22 protein-coding genes are annotated in these 21154 nt (G+C 59.6%); 3 read left to right on the top strand and 19 right to left on the bottom strand.

Features of this window, described 5'->3' with window-relative positions; translation table 11 throughout:
* Positions 1-74 precede the first annotated feature (74 nt).
* The gene (locus LQ231_RS04520) at positions 75-1019 is read right to left on the bottom strand and encodes a nucleoside hydrolase (protein ID WP_230170451.1); all 945 of its coding nucleotides are present in this window, start codon (positions 1017-1019) and stop codon (positions 75-77) included.
* Between the two features lie 150 nt (positions 1020-1169).
* Between LQ231_RS04520 and LQ231_RS04515 the strand changes: the two genes are divergently transcribed.
* Together LQ231_RS04515 and LQ231_RS04510 are read left to right on the top strand one after the other, a co-directional pair.
* Positions 1170-1592, top strand: coding sequence for an Hsp20 family protein (locus tag LQ231_RS04515; protein ID WP_230170450.1), 423 nt, complete (start codon positions 1170-1172; stop codon positions 1590-1592).
* Between the two features lie 47 nt (positions 1593-1639).
* A complete protein-coding gene (locus LQ231_RS04510; RefSeq protein ID WP_113143093.1) occupies positions 1640-1897 on the top strand; it encodes a DUF1150 family protein in 258 nt (85 codons plus the stop codon).
* 100 nt (positions 1898-1997) lie between these two features.
* Here the strand turns inward: LQ231_RS04510 and trmB are convergent, their stop codons facing one another.
* The 16 genes from trmB to LQ231_RS04430 form a co-directional block, all read right to left on the bottom strand.
* Positions 1998-2699 (bottom strand): tRNA (guanosine(46)-N7)-methyltransferase TrmB, encoded by a 702-nt coding sequence (gene trmB / locus LQ231_RS04505; protein WP_230170449.1) that lies wholly within the window; start codon positions 2697-2699, stop codon positions 1998-2000.
* Positions 2700-2703: 4 nt separating this feature from the next.
* A complete protein-coding gene (gene metK / locus LQ231_RS04500; protein WP_113143091.1) occupies positions 2704-3969 on the bottom strand; it encodes a methionine adenosyltransferase in 1266 nt (421 codons plus the stop codon).
* 164 nt (positions 3970-4133) lie between these two features.
* Entirely contained in the window at positions 4134-4553 is a 420-nt protein-coding gene (locus LQ231_RS04495) for a helix-turn-helix domain-containing protein (RefSeq protein ID WP_007602517.1), read from the bottom strand.
* Positions 4554-4700: 147 nt separating this feature from the next.
* Positions 4701-6296 carry an apolipoprotein N-acyltransferase gene (gene lnt / locus LQ231_RS04490; protein ID WP_230170448.1) on the bottom strand — a complete coding sequence of 532 codons (1596 nt, stop codon included), beginning with the start codon at positions 6294-6296 and terminating at the stop codon, positions 4701-4703.
* A gap of 105 nt (positions 6297-6401) precedes the next feature.
* Positions 6402-7589: a hemolysin family protein gene (locus LQ231_RS04485; protein WP_230170447.1), complete on the bottom strand. Its 1188-nt coding sequence runs from the start codon at positions 7587-7589 to the stop codon at positions 6402-6404.
* A 12-nt stretch (positions 7590-7601) separates the two neighbouring features.
* Positions 7602-8108, bottom strand: coding sequence for an rRNA maturation RNase YbeY (gene ybeY / locus LQ231_RS04480; protein ID WP_230170446.1), 507 nt, complete (start codon positions 8106-8108; stop codon positions 7602-7604).
* Between the two features lie 29 nt (positions 8109-8137).
* On the bottom strand, positions 8138-9181 hold the full coding sequence (locus LQ231_RS04475; protein WP_113143088.1) for a PhoH family protein: 1044 nt from the start codon (positions 9179-9181) through the stop codon (positions 8138-8140).
* A gap of 40 nt (positions 9182-9221) precedes the next feature.
* A complete protein-coding gene (miaB, locus tag LQ231_RS04470; RefSeq protein ID WP_230170445.1) occupies positions 9222-10616 on the bottom strand; it encodes a tRNA (N6-isopentenyl adenosine(37)-C2)-methylthiotransferase MiaB in 1395 nt (464 codons plus the stop codon).
* Positions 10617-10672: 56 nt separating this feature from the next.
* The gene (locus tag LQ231_RS04465) at positions 10673-11470 is read right to left on the bottom strand and encodes a 1-acyl-sn-glycerol-3-phosphate acyltransferase (RefSeq protein WP_230170444.1); all 798 of its coding nucleotides are present in this window, start codon (positions 11468-11470) and stop codon (positions 10673-10675) included.
* A gap of 30 nt (positions 11471-11500) precedes the next feature.
* On the bottom strand, positions 11501-11929 hold the full coding sequence (locus LQ231_RS04460) for a Fur family transcriptional regulator (protein ID WP_113143085.1): 429 nt from the start codon (positions 11927-11929) through the stop codon (positions 11501-11503).
* Between the two features lie 42 nt (positions 11930-11971).
* On the bottom strand, positions 11972-12469 hold the full coding sequence (locus LQ231_RS04455; protein ID WP_230170443.1) for an N-acetyltransferase: 498 nt from the start codon (positions 12467-12469) through the stop codon (positions 11972-11974).
* A 114-nt stretch (positions 12470-12583) separates the two neighbouring features.
* The gene (tsaB, locus tag LQ231_RS04450; protein ID WP_230170442.1) at positions 12584-13246 is read right to left on the bottom strand and encodes a tRNA (adenosine(37)-N6)-threonylcarbamoyltransferase complex dimerization subunit type 1 TsaB; all 663 of its coding nucleotides are present in this window, start codon (positions 13244-13246) and stop codon (positions 12584-12586) included.
* Positions 13247-13266: 20 nt separating this feature from the next.
* Positions 13267-13830, bottom strand: a complete 564-nt coding sequence (locus LQ231_RS04445) for a NifU family protein (protein WP_113143082.1) — start codon at positions 13828-13830, stop codon at positions 13267-13269.
* A gap of 100 nt (positions 13831-13930) precedes the next feature.
* The gene (locus LQ231_RS04440; RefSeq protein WP_230173241.1) at positions 13931-14422 is read right to left on the bottom strand and encodes a universal stress protein; all 492 of its coding nucleotides are present in this window, start codon (positions 14420-14422) and stop codon (positions 13931-13933) included.
* 81 nt (positions 14423-14503) lie between these two features.
* On the bottom strand, positions 14504-15568 hold the full coding sequence (gene trpS / locus LQ231_RS04435) for a tryptophan--tRNA ligase (RefSeq protein ID WP_230170441.1): 1065 nt from the start codon (positions 15566-15568) through the stop codon (positions 14504-14506).
* A gap of 109 nt (positions 15569-15677) precedes the next feature.
* Complete coding sequence (locus LQ231_RS04430; protein WP_230170440.1) at positions 15678-16079, bottom strand: VOC family protein; 402 nt, start codon at positions 16077-16079, stop codon at positions 15678-15680.
* A gap of 200 nt (positions 16080-16279) precedes the next feature.
* On the opposite strand from LQ231_RS04430, the gene LQ231_RS04425 reads away from it, so the two are divergent.
* Complete coding sequence (locus LQ231_RS04425; RefSeq protein ID WP_230170439.1) at positions 16280-16702, top strand: DUF882 domain-containing protein; 423 nt, start codon at positions 16280-16282, stop codon at positions 16700-16702.
* 15 nt (positions 16703-16717) lie between these two features.
* Here LQ231_RS04425 and murJ read toward each other — a convergent pair whose 3' ends face one another.
* Both murJ and LQ231_RS04415 read right to left on the bottom strand, forming a co-directional pair.
* Positions 16718-18286 (bottom strand): murein biosynthesis integral membrane protein MurJ, encoded by a 1569-nt coding sequence (gene murJ / locus LQ231_RS04420; protein WP_230170438.1) that lies wholly within the window; start codon positions 18284-18286, stop codon positions 16718-16720.
* Positions 18287-21154 (bottom strand): [protein-PII] uridylyltransferase, encoded by a 2868-nt coding sequence (locus tag LQ231_RS04415; RefSeq protein WP_290371342.1) that lies wholly within the window; start codon positions 21152-21154, stop codon positions 18287-18289.

Genomic DNA, 21154 nt, shown 5'->3' with positions numbered 1-21154 from the left:
GTAAACCTGGGACTAGATGTGACGAAGGCCGCCGGTATCCCGGCGGCCTCTTTTTTTTCATCGGTAGCAACCGCTCAGAGGCGGGCAAAACGTTCGACAAGCAGGTCGAAGAAACCGTCCGCGTCGACATCGCGCATAACCTGGGCATTGGCTGCGCGCGCCGACACACCCCACCAATCAACCACGGTCATGCCCATGGTGAGCTCGGAACCGAGCTCGATCTCGACATTGCAATGACGACCACCGAACAGTTCCGGCTTGAGCAGATAGGCAATCACCGTCGGATCATGCAGCGGGCCGCCGTCCGAGCCATATTTCTCCTCGTCGAAACGCTCGAAGAATTCCAGCCAGCCAACCATGGCCTTGGCAACCGGCGTGCCGATCTCTGCAATACGGGCCACACGGGTCTTCCTGGTCAGGAGCTGGTGGGTGACATCAAGCGGCATCATCACAACGGGGATCCCGGCTGCAAACACGGCCGCCGCCGCATGGGGATCAACATAGATATTGAACTCAGCTGCCGGAGTGATGTTGCCACCTTCAAAGAAGCCGCCGCCCATCATGACAAGCTCGCGGATGCGCGGGGCTATGTCCGGCGCCTTCTGCAGAGCCAGACCGATATTGGTCAGCGCGCCCAGGGTACACAGCGTCACGGTGCCGGCCTCTTCGCGGCGTAGCGTCTCAATAATGAAGTCGACGGCGTGCTGGTCCTGTAACGGCATGGTCGGCTCCGGCAAATCCGCGCCGTCCAGGCCCGTCTTGCCGTGCACATGCTCTGCCGTCACCAGCTTGCGCACCATTGGTCGGTCGGCGCCGGCAAAGACGGACATATCCGGGCGACCACAGAGTTCACAGACGATCCGGGCATTGCGGCTGGTTAAGGTGAGCGGCACGTTTCCGGCGACCGTGGTGATGCCAAGCACATCAAGTTCGGCTGGGCTGGCAAAGGCGAGCATGAGGGCAGCGGCATCGTCCTGACCTGGGTCAGTATCGATGATGATCTTGCGGGGGTGATTCATATAAAAGCAATCCTGATAACGACTGCGCGAGCGATGGAACCGCTGTCCGGTTTTGTCAAGCGCCGGTCGCCTTGCGATGACGCACCGAGCCACCCATATGTCTGTCATACCGGGCCTGGTCGCCCGGCCGAAAGCGCAATCGAGGATGGAATGTCAAGGAGCAGACTACCGGGCGAAGGTTTCATCGTCAGCTTCGACCTCAGCGAAGCCGGATTCGCGCGGCGTCCTCGCGGCGGCGACAGCTATCCTCCCTATGATATCGAGCGGTTGCAGGCCGCATCCGGGCCTGAGCGCTTGCGAATTACGCTGGCCGTTGCCGGTTTTTCCGAAGAGGAACTGGACGTCAGCGTCGAAGCAAAGCAGTTGATCGTGCGCGGCAAGCAGATCGATCGAGACGAGCCATCCTACCTTTTCCGAGGCATAGCAGCCCGACAATTCCAGCGGATCTTTGCCCTTGACGACGGGTTGGAGGTGACCGGGGCCAGCCTTCGCAACGGGCTTCTTTCGATTGAGCTCATCCGGCCGGAGGCAGCGCAGGTGGTGAGAAAAATTAACATTTCAGCATCACTATGAGGTATCGGCCTGATTTGCCGCATCTCCCTCATTCGTGGAGCCTCGGAATGTTACTGAAAGAAGCCAACGCCCGGATCACCATGTCAGAATTCGCCCATCTGGGTGCTGGCGAAGTGGGTTATATCCGAAAGATGAAATCCGACGAGGTTTCGCGCTGCTTTCCAGAAGCCCCCGACATCGACCCTACGCTTGACCTCTGGGCACTCTTTGCTGCAGACGGTACGCCGATCCTGCTCACCGACAATCGTTCCAGCACGTTTTTCAAGGCGGCAGAAGACGATCTAAAGACCGTTTCGCTGCACTGATACGCTGGTCTGCGGCACCGCAACACCAGCACGCACTAGAGACGCCGACGCTTGCAGATGCGTCGGCCCCACGTGGAAACGCCAATCGAGCGCTACGCGCTCAAATCTTCCTGAAGGTCAGATAGGCCGAAGAGCGGCCTTCACGGCGGGCTTTGGCCTCGTAACGCGTTCCCGGCCAGCCGTCATAAGGCGTCAGCCAGTCCGTGGCATTGCGTGCGGTCCACTCGAAGCCGCCATGCGCCTTGCAGTGCTGCAGCGTCCAGTTGACATAGGTGTCGATGTCGGAGGCAAAGCAGAACGTTGCGCCCGGCTTCAGCACCTTGTGAAAACGCTGCAGGTTGACCTCTGATACGAAACGCCGCTTCCAGTGCTTCTTCTTCGGCCATGGGTCGGGATAGAGCAGATCGATCTGGTCGACGCATTCCGCCGGCATCCAGTCGAGCAACTGGGTCGCATCGTCATCGTGGACGCGAATGTTGTTCAAGTCTTCGGCTTCGACCACAGCCAACAACTTGGCCATGGAGTTGACGAACGGTTCGACGCCGATGAAGCCGGTCGTTGGATTGGTCCGCGCACGGTGAACCAGATGTTCGCCTCCGCCGAAACCGATCTCAAGGCGAACCCTGTCGACGGCAAGCGGGAACAGGGACTTGATATCGGCTGGCGCCACGGATGCGAGATCGACCTTCAGCGCCGGCAGGAGAGTCCCCATGCGCTCGACCTGCTGGTCGCGCAGAGGTTTGCCTTTGCGTCGACCGAAGAAAGCCTCGGTCGACCGTGTCTTGCGTTCCGCATCCGTCATTCAATCAAGCCTTAAGAGCATCCTTGAGCGGCTTGACCAGATCGAGCTTCTCCCAGGAGAAGGAACCATCGCGGCCAGCCTTGCGGCCGAAATGGCCATAGGCGGACGTCTTAGCATAAACAGGCTTGTTCAGGTCAAGGTGACGGCGGATGCCGGTCGGCGAAAGATCCATGACCTTGCGGATCGCGGCTTCCACCTGATCCTCGGTGACATCCTTGCCGGTGCCATGCAGGTCGACATAGATCGACAGCGGCTGGGCAACGCCGATCGCGTAGGAGATCTGGATCGTGCAGTTGTCAGCGATGCCGGCAGCGACGACGTTCTTGGCGAGATAGCGAGCGGCATAAGCGGCAGAACGGTCAACCTTGGTCGTGTCCTTGCCGGAGAAAGCGCCGCCGCCATGAGGCGCCGCGCCGCCGTAGGTGTCGACAATGATCTTGCGTCCAGTGAGGCCTGCGTCACCGTCCGGTCCACCGATGACGAACTTGCCGGTCGGGTTGATGTACCAGTTGCAATCGTCCGCGATCTTCAGTTCGCCGAGCGCTTCGCGGATGTAAGGCTCGACAACCTCGCGAACCTTCTTCGAATCCCAGCTCTCGTCGAGATGCTGGGTGGACAGGACGATCGACACAGCTTCCGAAGGCTTGCCGTCGACGTAGCGAACAGTGACCTGGCTCTTGGCGTCCGGGCCAAGCTTGCCGGCATCGCCTTCGCCCTTCTTGCGGGCGGTTGCGAGGAGTTGCAGGATCTTGTGCGAATAATAGATCGGAGCCGGCATGAGATCCGGTGTTTCCTTGCAGGCATAGCCAAACATGATGCCCTGGTCGCCGGCGCCTTCGGCACCCTGCTGGTCGGCAGCCTTGTCAACGCCTTGGGCAATGTCGGCCGACTGTGCATGGAGCAGCACGTCAATCTTGACATTTTTCCAGTGGAAACGGTCCTGCTCGTAGCCAATGTCCTTGATGGCCTTGCGCGCAGCACTCTTGAACTTCGACGGATTCACGGCCGGGTCGCCATAGGCATCCTTGGCGATATTGCCGTCCTTGTCCTTCTTCAGCAGGCTGTCCGGCAGGCGAACTTCACCGGCGATGACAACACGATTGGTGGTCGCCAGCGTTTCGCAGGCGATGCGCACCGACCAGGGATCGACGCCCGTCTTTGCCGCTTCCCGATATACGAGATCGACGATTTCGTCAGAGATGCGGTCACAGACCTTGTCCGGATGACCTTCGGATACGGATTCGCTGGTAAAGAGATAATTGGCGCGCATCGGGATTCCCCTCAAAGAATGGATGGTGGCATCGTTACTCAGTTCAAGTTCCAAAAACAAGAACACAACCACATAAATATATCTTTATGTGGGCATAATTTTCTTTAAATCTGGGCAAAAAAAAGCGGCCCATCGGCCGCTCTCTTTGACTGAAATCAGACTGTTCACTCCGTATCGGCTTCCGCCGCCAGTGCCTTGACCAGATCGACGATCTTACGACGGACCTTGGGGTCGCCAATTTTCACGAAAGCGCGGTTCAGCTGCAGCCCTTCCGACGAAGAGAGGAAATCGACAACATAATTCGAGCTGGAGGCCTCTGCCATGCCGGATGCCGTCACACTGTTTTCGCCCGGTGCGTCCTCGAAGAAGAAGGAAACCGGCACATTCAGTATGTTTGAGATGTTCTGGAGACGGCTGGCACCAACGCGATTGGTGCCCTTTTCGTACTTCTGGATCTGCTGAAAAGTGATGCCGAGGCTTTCACCCAGCTTCTCCTGGCTCATACCCAGCATTGTTCGACGAAGACGGATCCGACTTCCTACATGGATGTCGATCGGGTTCGGCTTCTTCTTGTTCTCGATCATAGTGTGGTCCTGACAATTGTTGGCGATCCGACCATATTCCCATACCCCCAAGTACCCAAAACGATACGTTGCACTCGCCGTCCAGGAGCTTTCAGCATACTTGCAGACTTACGGTCACGACTACTATGCAATTTTAGGGGTTTTTGGTCAATTCTTTCCCCTAATAAAACCCATGCGAGAAATCAGGGCCCACAAAGCAAGAGATCCGAAAACCAACCAAAAGTTTAGGTTGTGGCGCCACGATGCCGATATCGGCACATTGTCCACACTCAGGGTTGTATCAACGGCACCTTCGGCACCGAGAGAAAGACCGTCGACGATCCGCCCCAAGGGGTCGATGATGGCTGAAATGCCGTTGTTGGCGTCACGGACCACAGAAACACCCATTTCCACCGCGCGGATTCGCGCCTGGAGAAAGTGCTGATAGGGGCCTGGCGTCTTTCCGAACCAGGCATCATTGGTGATGTTCAATATCGCCTTGGCACCCCCCAGTCCCGGCGCGATCTCGCCCGGGAAAATGATCTCGTAGCAGATCAGCGGATAGAGCCCGAGCCCGGAGGGCAAAGTCAGAACCGTGCGGCTGACGGCCGGCGAGAAGCCGCCGGGTAGGCTGATCAATTCCTCGATGCCGAACTGACGCAACAATGTCTCGAACGGAACGTATTCTCCGAACGGTGTCAGATGCACCTTGTCGGATGCACCGAGGATCTGGCCCTTATCATCGATCATGTAGACCGAGTTATAATAGCGCGGCGGCAGGCCAGCGCCCTGGACTTCGGAGCGCACGGCTCCGGCCAGCAACACCTGCCCCTCCTGCAACACATCGGCGATGCGCACCAGGGCGTCGGGATTCTCCGTCAGGATGAACGGCACGGAGGTCTCCGGCCAGACGATCACATCCGGCCGCGGCTTTCCTTCCGCGGGCGGGGCGGCAGTGAGGGCCAGGTGTTTTTCGAAGATCTCAACCCGATCGGTGTTTTCGAGTTTCTGTGACTGGTCGATCGCCGGCTGCACAAGGCGCACTGTCACCGGCTTGTCCATCAGGGGCAGCGACGGCGCCAGATAAAGACGATAGGCCCCGAACCCCAGATGCGCGCCGACAAGGCCAACAGCCAGAACGATGCCGGGCACAAGGCCCTTGCGCGTTCCCAGCAGCGCGGGTGTGGCAAAGACAAAGACAGCAAGCGCCGACACGCCAAATGTGCCAAGCACATGGACCGATTGCATCATCAAGGAGTTCGGCATGGCACCGTAGCCGATGGCATTCCAGGGAAAGCCGGTGGCAACGACGCTCCGCAGCCATTCGGCAAAGCCGAAGCCAGCTGCAAGGGCCGCAATGCGGCCGACCCCATCGGACCAGAGAAGGCGTGCGATTGCGGTTGCGAGACCGTAGAAGATCGCCAGCACCGCCGGCAGGCCGAAGATCGCCAGAGGCAGAGCCCAGGCGAACTCATCCGCCTCCAGAAGCAGCGCATTGCCAAGCCACCAGAGGCCGGCGACAAAATAGCCGAAACCGAAAAGCCAGCCGAGCGTGAAAGCGGAGCGCAGGCCGAGCGAATTGTTGCGCTCCGGATTGCCGGTGGTGCCGTCGATCAACCAGACCAGCAGCGTGAAAGACACGAACATCGCAGCAAAGAAGCCGATCGGCGGAAGAGCCAGTGCGGCAATCGCACCGGCAAGGACAGCAAGTGCCGCGCGCCTTACGCCCCACAGGAGTAAGACTCCACCCGCTAGCCGTTCCATGCGCATCCCCTCTGAGCGAATCATTGTCGCGCAGTGTTCCAAAATTCGGAGGGAATGTCCCGCATTCCGCGGGACATAGTTTGGCCTTCGCGGATCGGCGCGTGATCAGGGCGCTGCGCTATTGTCCGCCACGGGGCGTTCGGCGTTGTCTGCCGGCTTTCTGCCGCGCGCCGACTTCGGCTCGACAGCGGATTCCCCCTCACCCTTGGCCGTGCGGCGGCGTGCGGCGGCACGCTTGCGGACGATGCGTACACGCTTGATCCGGCGCGGATCGGCATCGAGAATATGGAACTCGAAACCGGCAAGGGCCTGAACAACTTCACCGCGCGCCGGAATGCGCCCCAGGGCCGAAAATATGAGGCCACCCAGTGTGTCAACGTCTTCCAGCCGGTCCCGAATATCAAAATCCGGCCCGATCGCCTCTGCGATCTCTTCCAGCTCGACACGGGCGTCGGTCACCAGCACGTCGTCGGAAATACGGGTGAACATGACTTCTTCATCGTCGTGTTCGTCCTCGACGTCGCCGATCACCATTTCGACAATGTCCTCATGGCTGACCAGGCCGTCCGTGCCACCATACTCGTCGATGACCAGCGCCATCTGGGTGCGGGCCGCCTGCATACGGCTCATCAGGTCGGAGGCAAGCATCGAGGGCGGCACGAACAGGATCGACCGGATGATGCCTGCTTCGGCAACCGTCTTGCTGAGATCGATACGCGCCAAGTCGAAATCGACTTTCGGCTTTGCCTTGTCGCTTCTGCCATCAGCCTTTTCCGCCTTGTCGGTATTTCCCGCAGCCGTGCGGGCAGCCGCAATGCGGCGACGGTTCCTCGCCTGCTTGGTGACGTAGGACAGAAGATCGCGGATGTGGATCATGCCTCGAGGATCGTCGAGCGTGTCGGCATAAACCGGCATACGCGACCGACCTGAAACCTCGAAGATGGTCATCAACTCGCCAATGGTGACATTGTGGTCCACCGCCTCGATGTCGACGCGCGGCACCATGATATCTTCGACACGCACCTCGCGGAAGCGGAGGATGTTGTGCAGCATCGCGCGTTCTTCAGCGGTGAACGCTTCCCCCAGCGTCGCATCTGCCTTCAGCGCGTCGGTCAGGTCCTCGCGCAGGCTTGTCGAAGTCGACGGCCTCAGCAGCCGGGCAATGCGTGTCCAAAAAGAGGTGGATTGTCGGGGCGAGCTTTCCGCTCGCGAAGGACTACTGCCGTCATCGGAGGAAGAACCCTCCGAACCCTCATTGGCCTCTGGGGCCGTTCTCGTCGCAAAATCGCTCATTGTTCCAAACTATCAGATCGGGTCTTGTCCCGCATAGGGGTCAGATAGGCCAAGTTCGTTCAAAATGCGAGTCTCAAGCGCTTCCATTTGTTCGGCGTCTTTCGTCTCGATGTGATCGTAGCCGAAAAGGTGCAGGAATCCGTGGACCATCAGATGGGTCAAATGATCCTCGAAGCTCTTCTCCAGCTCGACCGCTTCACGCTCGACGGTCTCGCGGGCGATAATGATATCGCCCAGCATCGGGCCTGGCATCTTGCCCGGCGTGACCGGAAAAGCGGGAAAGGACAGGACATTGGTCGGCTTGTCCTTGCCGCGCCATTCTGCATTGATCTCGCGGATCATCGCGTCATCACCGAACACGAGTGAAAGCTCGGCTGGCTGCGGCGGAAAGGGCTGGCCTTCCTTGTCGCGAAGATAGGTGCCTGCGAGCCCGAGAACGCGCATGGCCAATGCCTCCAGCGCGTCCTCTTCAGCCCAACCCTCCGCCTCAATGGCGATCTGTATATCCAATTGCTGCATCGTCCGTGTGGCAGACCTCAATGGCCGGTCTACTCGCTTTCTTCTGCAACAACATACTTCGCGTCATAGGCTCGAACAATCCGGCCAACCAGGGGATGGCGGACGACGTCGGTATCCTTGAAGCGAACGATCGAGACACCCTCGACTTCCTTGAGGATCTGCAAGGCTTCGACCAGTCCCGAGGTCACGCCGCGCGGCAAGTCGATCTGGCTCGGGTCGCCGGTGATGATCATGCGGCCGTTTTCGCCGAGACGGGTGAGGAACATCTTCATCTGCATCGATGTGGTGTTCTGCGCCTCATCGAGGATGATGGCGGCATTGGCAAGCGTACGGCCGCGCATGAAGGCAAGGGGGGCGATTTCGATGACGCCAGCGGTGATGGCGCGCTCAACCTTGTCGCCGGGGATCATGTCGTACAGCGCATCGTAGAGGGGCCGCAGATAGGGATCGACCTTCTCCTTCAGATCGCCCGGGAGGAAGCCGAGACGTTCGCCGGCTTCGACCGCCGGACGGGTCAGGACAATGCGATCAACAAGACCGCGCTCCAGCAATTGGGCCGCATGGGCGACCGCGAGATAGGTCTTGCCGGTGCCGGCCGGGCCGACGCCGAAGACCATTTCAGAGCGATCCAGCGCACGCATATAGGCGTCCTGGGTTGGCGTGCGAGCAGCGATGGTCTTCTTGCGTGTCGAAATCTGCGCCATCGACAGCTTGGCCTTGCGCTCCAGTGTCGGCAGGCTCAACTGATCGTCAGCGGCAACCGCCATGCGGATGGCGCCTTCGACGTCGGACAATTCGACCGAGCCGCCGCTCTGCAGACGGGCATAGAGGAAATCGAGCGCCCGGCGGGCCTGATTGGTTGCTAGCAGGTCACCGGAAATCGAAACTGAATTGCCGCGGGCACGAGCTTCGATCTGCAGACGCTGTTCGAGAAGTTTGAGATGCTGGTCGAATTGACCAAAGAGCTCACTCGCAAGCCGGTTGTTCTCGAACGTCAAGATGAAGTGATTGGCGTCGGTCGCAGTAGTACGGACATTGCGCGAGGGTGAGGAAATCACTTCTGTTGCGTTCAAGCGTTCAGGCTCCTGTGTCGATCAGGTTCAGGCCCTCACTCTAACCCTCTGCCACCTCGGCAAACAAGCTGTTTGGGCCGGCTGCGGTGATTCGTACCTGTATAATGTCACCGATTTTCGAAGACATTGCATCAACATTCACAGACTGCAGCCATGGCGAGCGACCGATTAATTGTCCGGGCATGCGCCCCGGCTTTTCCAGCAGCAGATCCATGGTACGCCCGATCATCGATCGGGAAAAGGCCTGCTGCTGTTCGAGCAGCAATTCCTGCAGCCGAGCGAGGCGTTCCGTCTTGACGTCTTCCGGGACATGATCCGGCAAATCGGCACCGGGCGTGCCCGGCCGCGTCGAATACTTGAACGAATAGGCCTGGGCATAATTCACCTGCCTTACCAGGTTCATCGTGTCTTCGAAATCCTGATCCGTCTCGCCTGGGAAGCCGACGATGAAATCGCCCGACAGGGCAATATCGGGTCGCACCGCGCGAATGCGCTCGATCAGCGCGATGTATTCCGACGCCTTGTGGCGACGGTTCATCGCCTTCAGGATCCTGTCCGAACCCGCCTGGACCGGCAGATGCAGATAGGGCATCAGCATGCGCAGGTCGCGATGGGCATCGATCAGCCGATCATCCATGTCGCGCGGATGGCTGGTGGTGTAGCGCAGGCGCGCAAGACCCGGTGTTTCGGCCAGACGGTACAGCAGATCACCGAGGCCGATTGCCCTGCCCTCTTCATCTTCGCCATGCCAGGCATTGACGTTCTGGCCAAGCAGGGTCAGTTCGCGCACGCCGGTATCGACAAGCTTGCGGGCCTCGGTGAGAAGCTGGGCAAGTGGGCGTGAGACCTCAGAGCCGCGGGTATACGGCACGACACAGAAGGTACAGAACTTGTCGCAGCCTTCCTGCACGGTCAGAAACGCCGTCACGTTACGCGGCTTGCCGGGCACTTTAACGGGAGCCGGCAGGTGTTCAAACTTGTCCTCCAGGGCATATTCCGTATCGACCACACGCTCACCGGCGCGGGCGCGGTGCAGAGCCTGCGGCAGGCGGTGGTAGGTTTGCGGGCCGATGACGACATCGACGGACGGCTCGCGACGGGAGATCTCCTCGCCCTCGGCCTGGGCGACGCAACCGGCCACGCCGATCATGAATTCACGACCTTCGGCCGCACGCGCCTTCTTCGTTTCGCGCAGACGACCCAGGGCCGAATAGACCTTTTCCGCTGCCTTTTCACGGATATGACAGGTATTGAGCAGAACGAGATCGGCGTCTTCCATAACCTCGGTCGAGACATAGCCGTCGGCTGCAAGCGCATCCGCCATGCGCCCGCTGTCATAGACATTCATCTGACAGCCATAGGTCTTGATGAAGACCTTGCGCGCATTGGCGCCGGGCTGCTGGTTTGCGGGAATGATCGCTGTGTCCTGGGTCATGGCCGCTATTTAGTGGTTTTCGCGGCGCGATTAAACCGAAAAATCAAAATACTCCGTCAGCGCTTGTGCCGGCCACGCAGATGGGCGAGCAACATGGCACGCAGGCGCGTCTCGATCTGCGCGGCCAGGTGCTTGCGGCTATCGCCCCTGGCGAATTTCACGCTCTCTCCAAAAGTTACATCGACATCGATTGCGCCGGCTTTCAGGACGCCGAGAAGCGATTCTCTAAGACCCGTATCGCCCGGCCAACCGGCGATCGGGCGGTGATAGCGGCCCATCGGCATGCCCTGAACACGGGTATAGGCAATGGCCACCGGCTGCACATGAACCCCGCCCTCCCCTTGTTCGGGCAAGGCGGCGGCGGCTGCACCAAACAGCGAGGATTTCACGTTGAGAACGCGATTGCCGTCGGACGTCGTGCCCTCGGGAAACAAGACCACGATCTCGCCATCGGCCATGCGCCCGGCGATTTCGTTGACCTGATCGCCGGTGCGTCGCTTTTCCTCGCGGGCGATGAAGATCGTGTTCTGCAGCTTTGCCAGGGCGCCGAAGAGCGGCCAGGAGGCGACCTCCGTCTTTGCGATGAAGGTGACGTCGGCGAGTGAGCCGAGTACGAGAATGTCTTTCCAGGATGCATGATTGGCGGCGATCATCAGAGGCCGGTTCGGATCGAGCTGCCCGTGGACATGAACGCGAATGCCCAGCGCGCGCAATGTTGCCCTGTGCCAGAACCCTGGCAGGCTGCGGCGCAATCGCCATTTGAAACGAAGTGCCAGAAGCTGGATCGGGATCACCAGCAACGAGGCAGCAATCAGCACGATGAATGCCAGGATGATACGCAGCCAGTTGATCATGCGAGCCACATTTCGCCTGAGGGCATGGGCCTATTTCTCGTCCTGCGCGAGCGGAATGCCGTAGAGTTCCAGACGATGGCCGACGAGGCGAAAGCCGTGTTCACGGGCAATACGCTCCTGCAGGGCCTCGATTTCCGGCGAATGAAACTCGACCACCACACCAGTCTTCAGGTCGATCAGGTGATCGTGATGCTCGTCCGGCACGGTTTCGTAGCGCGAACGGCCGTCACGGAAATCATGGCGTTCGATAATGCCGGCATCCTCGAACAGCTTGACCGTGCGATAAACCGTCGAGATGGAGATCTTGGCATCCACCTTGGAGGAGCGACGATACAGTTCCTCCACGTCCGGATGATCGTCCGATTCCTCAAGGATCCGGGCAATCACACGACGCTGTTCGGTCATGCGCATGCCACGTTCGGCACAAAGCGCTTCCAGCGATTTGATGGCGTCGGTCATGAGCCCAGGATATCCGCAAGTTCGGTTGGTCTATCCGACGGACTACCGAAGATCGCGACGCATGACAAGCGCGGAGGACCGACGGCCAAATTCATCTGTGTAGTATGCCGGCCGTTCGCCGGCCTTTTCAAAGCCGAGCTTGCGGTAAAGGCCAAGCGCCGCAGCATTGCCGTCATCGACCTCGAGAAACATGGCCTCGCCACCGCGATTGCGGGCTTCCCGCATGGCGGCCTGCATCAGACGCCAGCCCAGGCCGAACCGCGCCATCTTGTCATTAACGGCTATCGTCAGGATCTCGGCTTCCCCCGCCACTTCGCGCGCCAGTACGAAGCCTGCCAGCGGCGCCTTGAAAATCAGCGTATTTGTCTGCCAGGCCACGAAGCCGAAGGAGTTCGGCTGGAGCAGCAGGCTCAGGAATTCACCGTCTCCCCAAGCCTTTGCAAAGCGCTGAGAATGCAGCGCCGCCACCGCCGCGCAATGCTCGGATGCCATGGGCACGAGTTCGAATTCAGGCTGACGGTAAAACAGTGTATCGCGCATTCTCGAGGCTCTGCATTGTGAGGCATACCAACATGAACACGTTCATGCTGAGCACCCATGTTCGTTGTGTCGATGCATATCCGCAGACCTTTACCCTCGTGTGGGCAATAGGCGTCAGGCTCTGGAGACCGCAAAACCGGTCTGCGGCTTGGCATCGGGTCCGCGCAAATAAAGCGGCTTCGGCTTGCCCTGAGCTTTCGCCCTTGCGCCGAGCGCTGCCACGATCTCAATCGGAAAGTGATCCGGCTCGGTTTGAGCCGCTCTGTCAGCCAGCAGGGCCATCGCAGAACCGACCACTGTCACCGTATCGGGTGTCGCCTGAGCCAGGAAATCATCAAGCGCAAGCACGCGGGGTTCATCGCTTGGCTCGCCATTTTCGAATGTCTGCGCATAGATTTCTTCCCTGTGCGCATTCATCGCGGCCAATACCGTCCGGGAAGATTTCGATGAAGATTTCAGTGCAGGCAGATTACCAAGGACCGACAGCGTAGACACACCGACACATTCGATGCCAAGCGCCAGCGCCAGACCGCGGGCGGCGGCCACGCCTACGCGAATTCCGGTAAAAGAGCCCGGCCCAACCGTGACCGCAACACGCTCTATTTCGGACAGCGTCAGACCGGCTTTGCCCAGCGCCTCGTCGATCATCGCGATCAGGCGTTCTGCATGGCCGCGCCCGATCGTCTCGGAAACGCTGCCAAGCACACGGCCTGTGGCACCATCATAGACAGCGACCGCGCAATCCACGCCTGCCGTATCGATCGCCAGAACAATCATGCTCACTCCGGACAGGCGGCTCAGACCGCCTCGACTTCCTGCACTTCCGGCACGAAGTGACGCAGAAGGTTCTGGACGCCATGCTTCAGGGTCGCCGTGGACGATGGGCACCCGGCACAGGAACCCTTCATGTTGAGGAACACGGTACCGTTCTTGAAGCCGCGGAACGTGATGTCGCCACCGTCCTGGGCAACCGCGGGACGCACACGGGTTTCGAGCAGTTCCTTGATGGTCGCGACAATTGTTTCATCGCCGGCTTCAAAGAACTCTTCGTCGCCATCGGCATCATTGGCAACGGCCGCCGAGCCCATGACCGGCGCGCCGCTCATGAAATGCTCCATGATGGTGCCGAGGATCGCCGGCTTCAGATGCTGCCATTCCGGTCCTTCCTTGCTGACGGTGACGAAGTCGTAGCCGAAGAAGACGCCGGTCACGCCCGGTATCTGGAAAATGCGGGCAGCAAGCGGCGAAACGCCGGCGCTGTCGGCATCGCGGAACTCGGCCGTACCGCTTTCCATGACAACCTTGCCCGGCAAAAACTTCAGCGTTGCAGGATTGGGAGTGGCTTCGGTCTGGATGAACATGATGGTCTCCACGCGGTGCGACCACCGCTAAAGTTTAGAATTCTTCAAAAGAAAATAAGCGCATTGCCCGCACCATTCAAGTGGCAAGGGCAGCCTCAGGTCAGCACAATGCGTCGATTTCTTCATCGGTCAGCGAATCGGGCAGGACCGTGACCGGGATCGGGAATGCGGCACCGCGCCCTGCAATCATCGATACCAGCGGTCCGGGGCCTTCCTTCGTCGAGCCCGCAGCCAGCACGAGAATGGCGATATCGCGGTCCTCATCGATCAGACTGTTGATCTCGGTATAGGCGCCGCCTTCGCGAATGACGATTTCCGGCTCGATGCCGATCGTCTCGCGCACCGTCTGGGCCGACTTGGCCATGATCGATTCGGCCTCTTCCCGAGCCTCGGCCCGCATGATTTCCTCGACGCCCAGCCATTGCTGGAAATCGCCTTCCGGGATCACATAGATCAGCACAAGCCCGCCGTTGGAGTTCTTGGCGCGCTTTCCGGCATAATGGACTGCGCGGGAGCATTCCGGGGTATTATCAATCACCGCCATGAACTTGCGGCGGTGACCTTCAAGACGTGACAGGCGTGTTGATACCATAAAGAACCCCGCCTCCGGATCATGAACATTCAAGGACATGACGGCTGGTTCCGGACGACCCAGCCGAAATTCCGTCAGACCTTAACGCACGAAACCGATGATGTCGCGGACTTCGTTCATCGTCTTTTCGGCACGCTCTCGCGCCCTTGCTCCGCCGTCGCGCAGCACCGAATCGATATAGGAAGGATCCGCCATCAGACGACGCATTTCTGCATTGATCGGCGCCAGAACCTCAATCGAGAGGTCGACCAGGGCCGGTTTGAACACCGAGAACTGCTGGCCACCGAATTCGCCGAGAACCTCCGCCTTGGTCTTGTCGGCGAGGGCTGCAAATATGCCAACCAGGTTGTCGGCTTCCGGACGGCCCTTCAGGCCGTCGACTTCGCTCGGAAGCGCATCCGGATCTGTCTTGGCCTTGCGGATCTTGCGCGAAATCGCGTCCGCATCATCCATCAGGTTGATGCGTGACAGGTCCGACGGATCGGACTTCGACATCTTCTTGGTGCCGTCCTTGAGGCTCATGACGCGCGGCGCCGGACCATCGATCAGCGGCTCGACCATGGGGAAATAGGCATGGACCGGCTCTTCGCCGACGGTGATGTCGATGCCGAGGCCGGTCGGGCGGATCTTGTCCATGAAGTCGATGTTGAACTTCATGGCGATGTCGCGGGTCAGTTCCAGATGTTGCTTCTGGTCTTCGCCGACAGGCACATGGGTGGCGCGGTAGACGAGAATGTCGGCCGCCATCAGGCTCGGATAGGCATAGAGACCAAGCGAGGCCTGCTCGCGATCCTTGCCGGCCTTGTCCTTGAACTGGGTCATGCGGTTCATCCAGCCAAGGCGGGCGACGCAATTGAAGATCCAGGCCAGTTCAGCATGCTGCGGCACCTGCGACTGGTTGAAGACGATATGCTGCTTCGGGTCGATGCCGGCGGCCAGGAAGGCTGCGGTAATGGAACGGATCTGGCTCGGCATGTCATCATGGACAAGCTGCGCGGTCAGCGCATGCAGGTCGACGACGCAGTACATGCAGTCGTTGTTTTCCTGTAGCGCCACGAACTTGCGGATCGCGCCGAGATAGTTGCCGAGATGGAGATTGCCGGTCGGCTGAACGCCGGAAAAAACCAGCGGCTTGAACTCACCCATGATTGTCCTCAACAGGCTGGTGGAGGGCCCGATCTTTCGATCGCGTGTTTGATCGGCTTATGCACGGCAGATGGCCGGCAATCAAGCTCTCACTTTTGCGGGCAAGCTCTCACTTTTGCGGGGTGGGCTCGATCAGATCCCAGAGATTGCCGTAGAGATCGGCAAAGACCGCAACCGTGCCATAGACCTCATGACGCGGCTCCTCGCGGAACTCAACGCCATGCGCCAGCATGCGGGAATGGTCGCGGGCAAAATCATCGGTTCTCAGAAAGAAACCAACGCGGCCACCGGCCTGATTGCCGATCGCCGCTTTCTGAGCCTCGCCCTCCGCCTTGGCCAACAGAATGCCGGCCCCGTCGCCGCCGGGCGGCTTGACCACGAGCCAGCGCTTGCCTTCCGGCTGCAGGCTATCTTCCACGCAGTCAAAACCGAGACCGTCGCAATAGAAGCCCTTCGCCCGGTCGTAGTCATCAACCAGAAGCGAGATCAAAAACAGGGAACGGGCGGTCATGGCTACTCCTCGGCTCAGATGCGCAAACCGTCTTAGGCTGGCCGGCGCCTTCAACGCAAGATCTCGCCCTCCCAGGCGAATCACTACCTTCGACCATGTAAAGGCAAATGCGCTTCAAATTTGACACAATTTTAGAAATAAAAAACCAAGCGGCACAGTCTTGATAGTCTTACTTGAAACTTATTTTCCGGAGAGTCATCATGCGCGTGTTTTCATGCCTCGTTTTTGGCTGTTTTTTGACGTTCACTCTGCATTCAACGGCAAGTGCAGTAGACGCCAAAAAACGGCACTTCTTCATGCCGAAGAATGACTATAGCAATACTTACACTCTGCAACGCATCAGCGTCCGCGCGAGCTGTTTTCCGACCAAGCTGCGGGCTATCCTTGCCCATATCGCAAGACAGACGGGGGGGCAGCCGATGGTCACATCCGGGCACCGGCCGCGGTCGGGCCGATCTCAACACAGTCGCTGCTATGCCGCCGATATCCGTGTGCCCGGCGTGCCGGAGCGCAAAATACTGGCGGCGGCCGCAAGCGCACCCGGCATTGGCGGCATCGGGCGTTACTGCAATGGCATGGTGCATGTGGATATCGGCCCAAAACGCCGATGGGTGCACTGTTAGAGCTGGACCAAGATTTCAAGCCTTGGGCTTGCGCTTGATGTTGCGCCGGATCATGCCGAAGTCCGCGCCCCCGATCAGGAAGGCTGTGGCGAAATAGACCGGCATTGCGATGACAATCAGCAAGGCCAAGGTCGAGACCTGCTCGACCAGCGAACTGGACGGCATCAGTGAACTACTCCAGCGATCCGATAGGTAAACCAACGCCCCTGCCATGACAGCGGACGCCAGGATCAGGCGCAGCGTACGCGTGATCAACGCCCATTCGAAGACCAGATGGCCGCGCCACAGCAGAACCGAAAACAGCAGGACCGTATTGGTCCAGCCCGCAGCCGCTTCGGCAATCGCAATGCCACTTTCCTCGAAAAGGGGGAAAAGCGTGATGGCAAGGCCGGTATTCAGCGCCACCGAGATCATGGTGAAGCGCATCGGTGTCTTCGTATCCTCGCGGGCATAATAACCCGGCTGCAGCGCCTTGATCAGCACGAAACCCGGCAGGCCTATGCCATAGATGGCAAGGATGCCAGCGACGACCGCGGTGTTCTGCTCGGTGAAGGCGCCGCGCTCGTAGAGCACGCGGATGATTTCGTCGGACAGGACCCAGATCGCGGCAGCGGCCGGCAGCGTCAGGAAGAGAACGAATTCGATCGAGCGGTTCTGCAGGTTGCCGGCCTCTTTCATGAAGCCACCTTTGAGCGCACGCGCAAGTTCTGGCAGCAGCACGATGCCCACGGCAACGCCTACAACCCCCAGCGGCAACTGGTAGATGCGGTCGGCATATTGAAGGGCGGAAATCGCGCCTTCCTTGCCCGAGGCGATCGCCTGGCCGATCAACTGGTTGATCTGGGTAATGCCGCCCGTGACGGCCGCCGGAATGGCCAGAACCAGAAGGCGCTTGACGTTTGGCGTATAACGCGGCCGGCGAAAGCCGATCTTGATCCCGGCATGGCGGACACCGAGATAGACCACGGCAAGCTGCAGGAGACCTGCGGCCAACACAGACCAGGACAAATACCAGGCGGTCAGCGACGGATCGGACCCCGTCCAGAGCGCCCAGCCAAGGGCTCCCATCATCAGGATGTTGAGAAAGATCGGCGCGATAGCGGCTGCAAAGAAATGGTGCAGCGAATTGAGCATGCCGCTCATCATGGCGGTCAGCGACATGCACATGAGGTAGGGGAACATGACGATCGCCAGACGCACCGTCAGCGAGAATTTTTCGGTGTCGTCGACAAAGCCGGGCGCAATCACCCATTCGACCAAGAGCGGCATCGACAGTTGCATGCCGATGGTGATGACCAGCAGAACCGAAAACAGAACGCCGAACACCTCTTCCGAGAACCGCTTGGCGCCATCGATGCCATTTGCCTCGATCTCCTTGGCAAACAGCGGCACAAAGGCTGCGTTGAAGGCACCCTCGGCAAAGAGGCGACGAAACAGATTGGGGAAGCGAAAGGCGGCATAAAACACGTCGGCGATCGGGCCGGTGCCCAGCGCCGCCGCCATCAGCGTTTCACGGGCGAAGCCGAAGATACGGCTTCCCAGCGTCGCGCCGCCGACGGTCATGAATTTCTTGACGAGGCTCATTCAGGCCCGGGCTTTCTTCTGGATCACAGGGCTGCGTTGTGCCGGCGCAGCGTTGGCCGAAGACTGTGGCGCTTCCTTGTCACGCGGCTCCTCGGCCCCTTCCACCATCACCGTCTTCAAACGGTTGACGATATTGGCCTGACGATTTTCGTTGGTGACCTTCTGGCCGACCAGATCCATCACATAGAACGTGTCGATGACCTTCTCACCGAAGGTGGTGATGCGCGCCGAATGAATATCCAACGAAAGGTCCGCGAGAGCCGCAGTGATTTCCGCCAGGAACCCAATCCGGTCGAGGCATTCGACTTCGATGACGGTGAACTTGTTGGACAGGGTGTTGGAAATGCGCACATCCGGCTGGACGGGAAAGGTCTTGTTCTTCTTCTTGCCCTTCGAGCGGGTGGCAATGACTTCCGGCAGGCGCTTGCGGCCCGACAGCACGTCCTCGATCATCTTGCCGATGGTCGCGGCGCGGCGCATTTCATCCTCGTCGATCGGGAATTCCCGGTTGATCAGGATGGTATCGAGCGCGCGGCCGTCTGATGTCGTGAAGATCTGCGCGTCGGCAATGTTGGCGCCGGCCGCCGCGCAGGCGCCGGCGATGATCGACAGCAAACGCGGATGGTCGGGCGACAGCACGGTAATTTCGGTGATGGCATGGAAAGAATGGGTCCGTACCATCGTCGAGAGCGCCTGCCCCGCCTTGTCCGCCTGGCGGATGAAGCGGGTGTGGCGAACCTGGTCCTCCAGATCCACGGACAGAAGATAAGGCTCGTAGTGGAGCTTGGTATAGGTCTTCTGGTCCTTCTGGCTCCAGCCTTCCAGCGCCTTGGTCAACTGTTCGGCGGCGTGCTTGGCGCGCTCCTTGCGCGAGACCTGGCTGAAACCACCGGACAGCAGCAACTCGGTCTCGTAATAGAGCGTGCGCAGCAGCTGGCCCTTCCAACCGTTCCAGACGCCCGGACCGACGGCGCGGATATCGCAGATGGTCAACACCAGCAGCATTTTCAGACGGTCGAGCGACTGCACTTTTTCGGCAAAGTCGGTGATGGTCTTGCGGTCGTGCAGGTCGCGCGTCTGGGCGACCATCGACATCAGCAGATGCTGGTCGATCAGCCAGGCGACCATTTCGGTCTGCTTGGGCGACAGGCCGAGACGCGGGCAGAGCTTGCGCGCCACCTTTGCGCCGGCCACGGAATGATCTTCCTGGCGTCCCTTGGCAATATCGTGCAGTAGCACCGCGACATAGAGGGTCTGGCGGTCCTCGATCTCCGGCATCAGCTTGTTGGCGAGCGGATGGATCTCCTCCGCCTTGCCCTTGTCGATCTCCGACAGGACTTCCAGCGTGCGGATCAGATGTTCGTCGACGGTGTAGTGATGATACATGTTGAACTGCATCATCGAGACGATCTTGCCGAATTCCGGAATGAAGCGGCCAAGCACGCCGGCCTCGTTCATCCGGCGCAGGATGAAGCCCGGATCGCGACGCGACGTCAGTATCGCCAGAAACAACCGGTTGGACTCTTCGCTCTCGCGGAATTCATTGTCGATCATCGACAGCGACCGGGTCACTGCCTTCAAGGCATCCGGATGGAATTCGAGACCATTGATATCGGCCACATGGAATAGGCGCATGATCGACATCGGGTCACGCTTGAAGACGCCCGGATCGGCCAGAGCGATGCGGCCGCGGTCGTCGATGAACTCGGCAGCGCCAGCGATCTTGCGCGGACGGTTGGCGAAACGACCGATCATGCCGCCGATGCCGGGTATGGCCTTGGCCTGCTGATCCTCCAGTGCTGCGGAGAAGATCCGCGTCAGATCGCCAACATCCTTGGCGACGAGGAAGTAGTGTTTCATGAAGCGTTCGACGGCAGACAGGCCAGGCCGAGCCTGATAGCCCAGGCTTTTGGCAATTTCCGGCTGAATGTCGAAATAGAGGCGCTCTTCGGGCTTGCCGGTCAGGTAATGCATGTGGCAGCGCACGGCCCAGAGGAAATCATCCGCCTTTTGAAAGAGGCGCCATTCGTGGCGCGACAGGACGCCGAGACGGACGAGTTCGCCGGTATCGCGCACATGATAATTGTATTTGGCAATCCAGAAGAGTGTCTGGAGATCACGAAGGCCGCCCTTGCCTTCCTTGACGTTCGGCTCGACGAGATAGCGGCTGTCGCCTGCCTTGCGGTGGCGCTCGTCTCGTTCAGCCAGCTTGGCGGCAATGAATTCGGGGGCGGTGTTGGTGGTCACCTCCTGGTCGAAGCGTTGCTGCAGTTCCGTGACCAGTGCCTCGTTGCCGCAGACGAAGCGGGTTTCGAGGATGGCCGTCCGGATGGTCATGTCGGTCTTCGACAGCCGGATGCTCTCTTCAACCGTACGGGTCGCATGGCCAACCTTGAAGCCGATGTCCCAGAGCAGATAGAGGACGAACTCGACCGCCTTGTGCATCGCTGGCGTCGTCTTGGCCGGCATCAGGAACAGCAGATCGATATCGGAGCCCGGCGCCAGTGTGCCACGGCCATAGCCGCCGACAGCCGCAACAGCGACGCCATCCGTATCCTTGGGATAGACATGGGTCGCAGCGATCCTGAAAATCACCGAGATCAACTGGTCCTGGATCCAGGAAATATTGTTGGCGCATTTCATGCCGCTGCCATCAGCAAATAGCTGGAGCCGTGCCACTTCGCGTGCGTCGGCGTTTGCCTTTTTCAGGATCGGCAGCAACTTGGCGCGGACCTCGAGCAGATTTCCGGAATGCGAGCGGGCAACAGCTTCACAGGACGCGATCAGGGCGTTGACGTCGAGCAGATCTTCAAATGCAATTTCAGCTTTTGCCATGTGTCGGGCATGCTTTCTGGCTGTCCGGATCAT

It is taken from the genome of Rhizobium sp. CECT 9324, assembly GCF_918741265.1.
Taxonomy (GTDB): Bacteria; Pseudomonadota; Alphaproteobacteria; order Rhizobiales; family Rhizobiaceae; genus Allorhizobium.
This window is presented reverse-complemented; position numbering and strand designations above follow the sequence as displayed.

Coding starts and splice junctions, on each gene's coding strand:
- LQ231_RS04520 (WP_230170451.1), bottom strand. CDS start 1,019: ATGAATCACCCCCGCAAGATCATCATCGATACTGACCCAGGTCAGGAC.
- LQ231_RS04515 (WP_230170450.1), top strand. CDS start 1,170: ATGTCAAGGAGCAGACTACCGGGCGAAGGTTTCATCGTCAGCTTCGAC.
- LQ231_RS04510 (WP_113143093.1), top strand. CDS start 1,640: ATGTTACTGAAAGAAGCCAACGCCCGGATCACCATGTCAGAATTCGCC.
- trmB (WP_230170449.1), bottom strand. CDS start 2,699: ATGACGGATGCGGAACGCAAGACACGGTCGACCGAGGCTTTCTTCGGT.
- metK (WP_113143091.1), bottom strand. CDS start 3,969: ATGCGCGCCAATTATCTCTTTACCAGCGAATCCGTATCCGAAGGTCAT.
- LQ231_RS04495 (WP_007602517.1), bottom strand. CDS start 4,553: ATGATCGAGAACAAGAAGAAGCCGAACCCGATCGACATCCATGTAGGA.
- lnt (WP_230170448.1), bottom strand. CDS start 6,296: ATGGAACGGCTAGCGGGTGGAGTCTTACTCCTGTGGGGCGTAAGGCGC.
- LQ231_RS04485 (WP_230170447.1), bottom strand. CDS start 7,589: ATGAGCGATTTTGCGACGAGAACGGCCCCAGAGGCCAATGAGGGTTCG.
- ybeY (WP_230170446.1), bottom strand. CDS start 8,108: ATGCAGCAATTGGATATACAGATCGCCATTGAGGCGGAGGGTTGGGCT.
- miaB (WP_230170445.1), bottom strand. CDS start 10,616: ATGACCCAGGACACAGCGATCATTCCCGCAAACCAGCAGCCCGGCGCC.
- LQ231_RS04465 (WP_230170444.1), bottom strand. CDS start 11,470: ATGATCAACTGGCTGCGTATCATCCTGGCATTCATCGTGCTGATTGCT.
- LQ231_RS04460 (WP_113143085.1), bottom strand. CDS start 11,929: ATGACCGACGCCATCAAATCGCTGGAAGCGCTTTGTGCCGAACGTGGC.
- LQ231_RS04455 (WP_230170443.1), bottom strand. CDS start 12,469: ATGCGCGATACACTGTTTTACCGTCAGCCTGAATTCGAACTCGTGCCC.
- tsaB (WP_230170442.1), bottom strand. CDS start 13,246: ATGATTGTTCTGGCGATCGATACGGCAGGCGTGGATTGCGCGGTCGCT.
- LQ231_RS04445 (WP_113143082.1), bottom strand. CDS start 13,830: ATGTTCATCCAGACCGAAGCCACTCCCAATCCTGCAACGCTGAAGTTT.
- LQ231_RS04440 (WP_230173241.1), bottom strand. CDS start 14,422: ATGGTATCAACACGCCTGTCACGTCTTGAAGGTCACCGCCGCAAGTTC.
- trpS (WP_230170441.1), bottom strand. CDS start 15,568: ATGGGTGAGTTCAAGCCGCTGGTTTTTTCCGGCGTTCAGCCGACCGGC.
- LQ231_RS04430 (WP_230170440.1), bottom strand. CDS start 16,079: ATGACCGCCCGTTCCCTGTTTTTGATCTCGCTTCTGGTTGATGACTAC.
- LQ231_RS04425 (WP_230170439.1), top strand. CDS start 16,280: ATGCGCGTGTTTTCATGCCTCGTTTTTGGCTGTTTTTTGACGTTCACT.
- murJ (WP_230170438.1), bottom strand. CDS start 18,286: ATGAGCCTCGTCAAGAAATTCATGACCGTCGGCGGCGCGACGCTGGGA.
- LQ231_RS04415 (WP_290371342.1), bottom strand. CDS start 21,154: ATGATCCGGACAGCCAGAAAGCATGCCCGACACATGGCAAAAGCTGAA.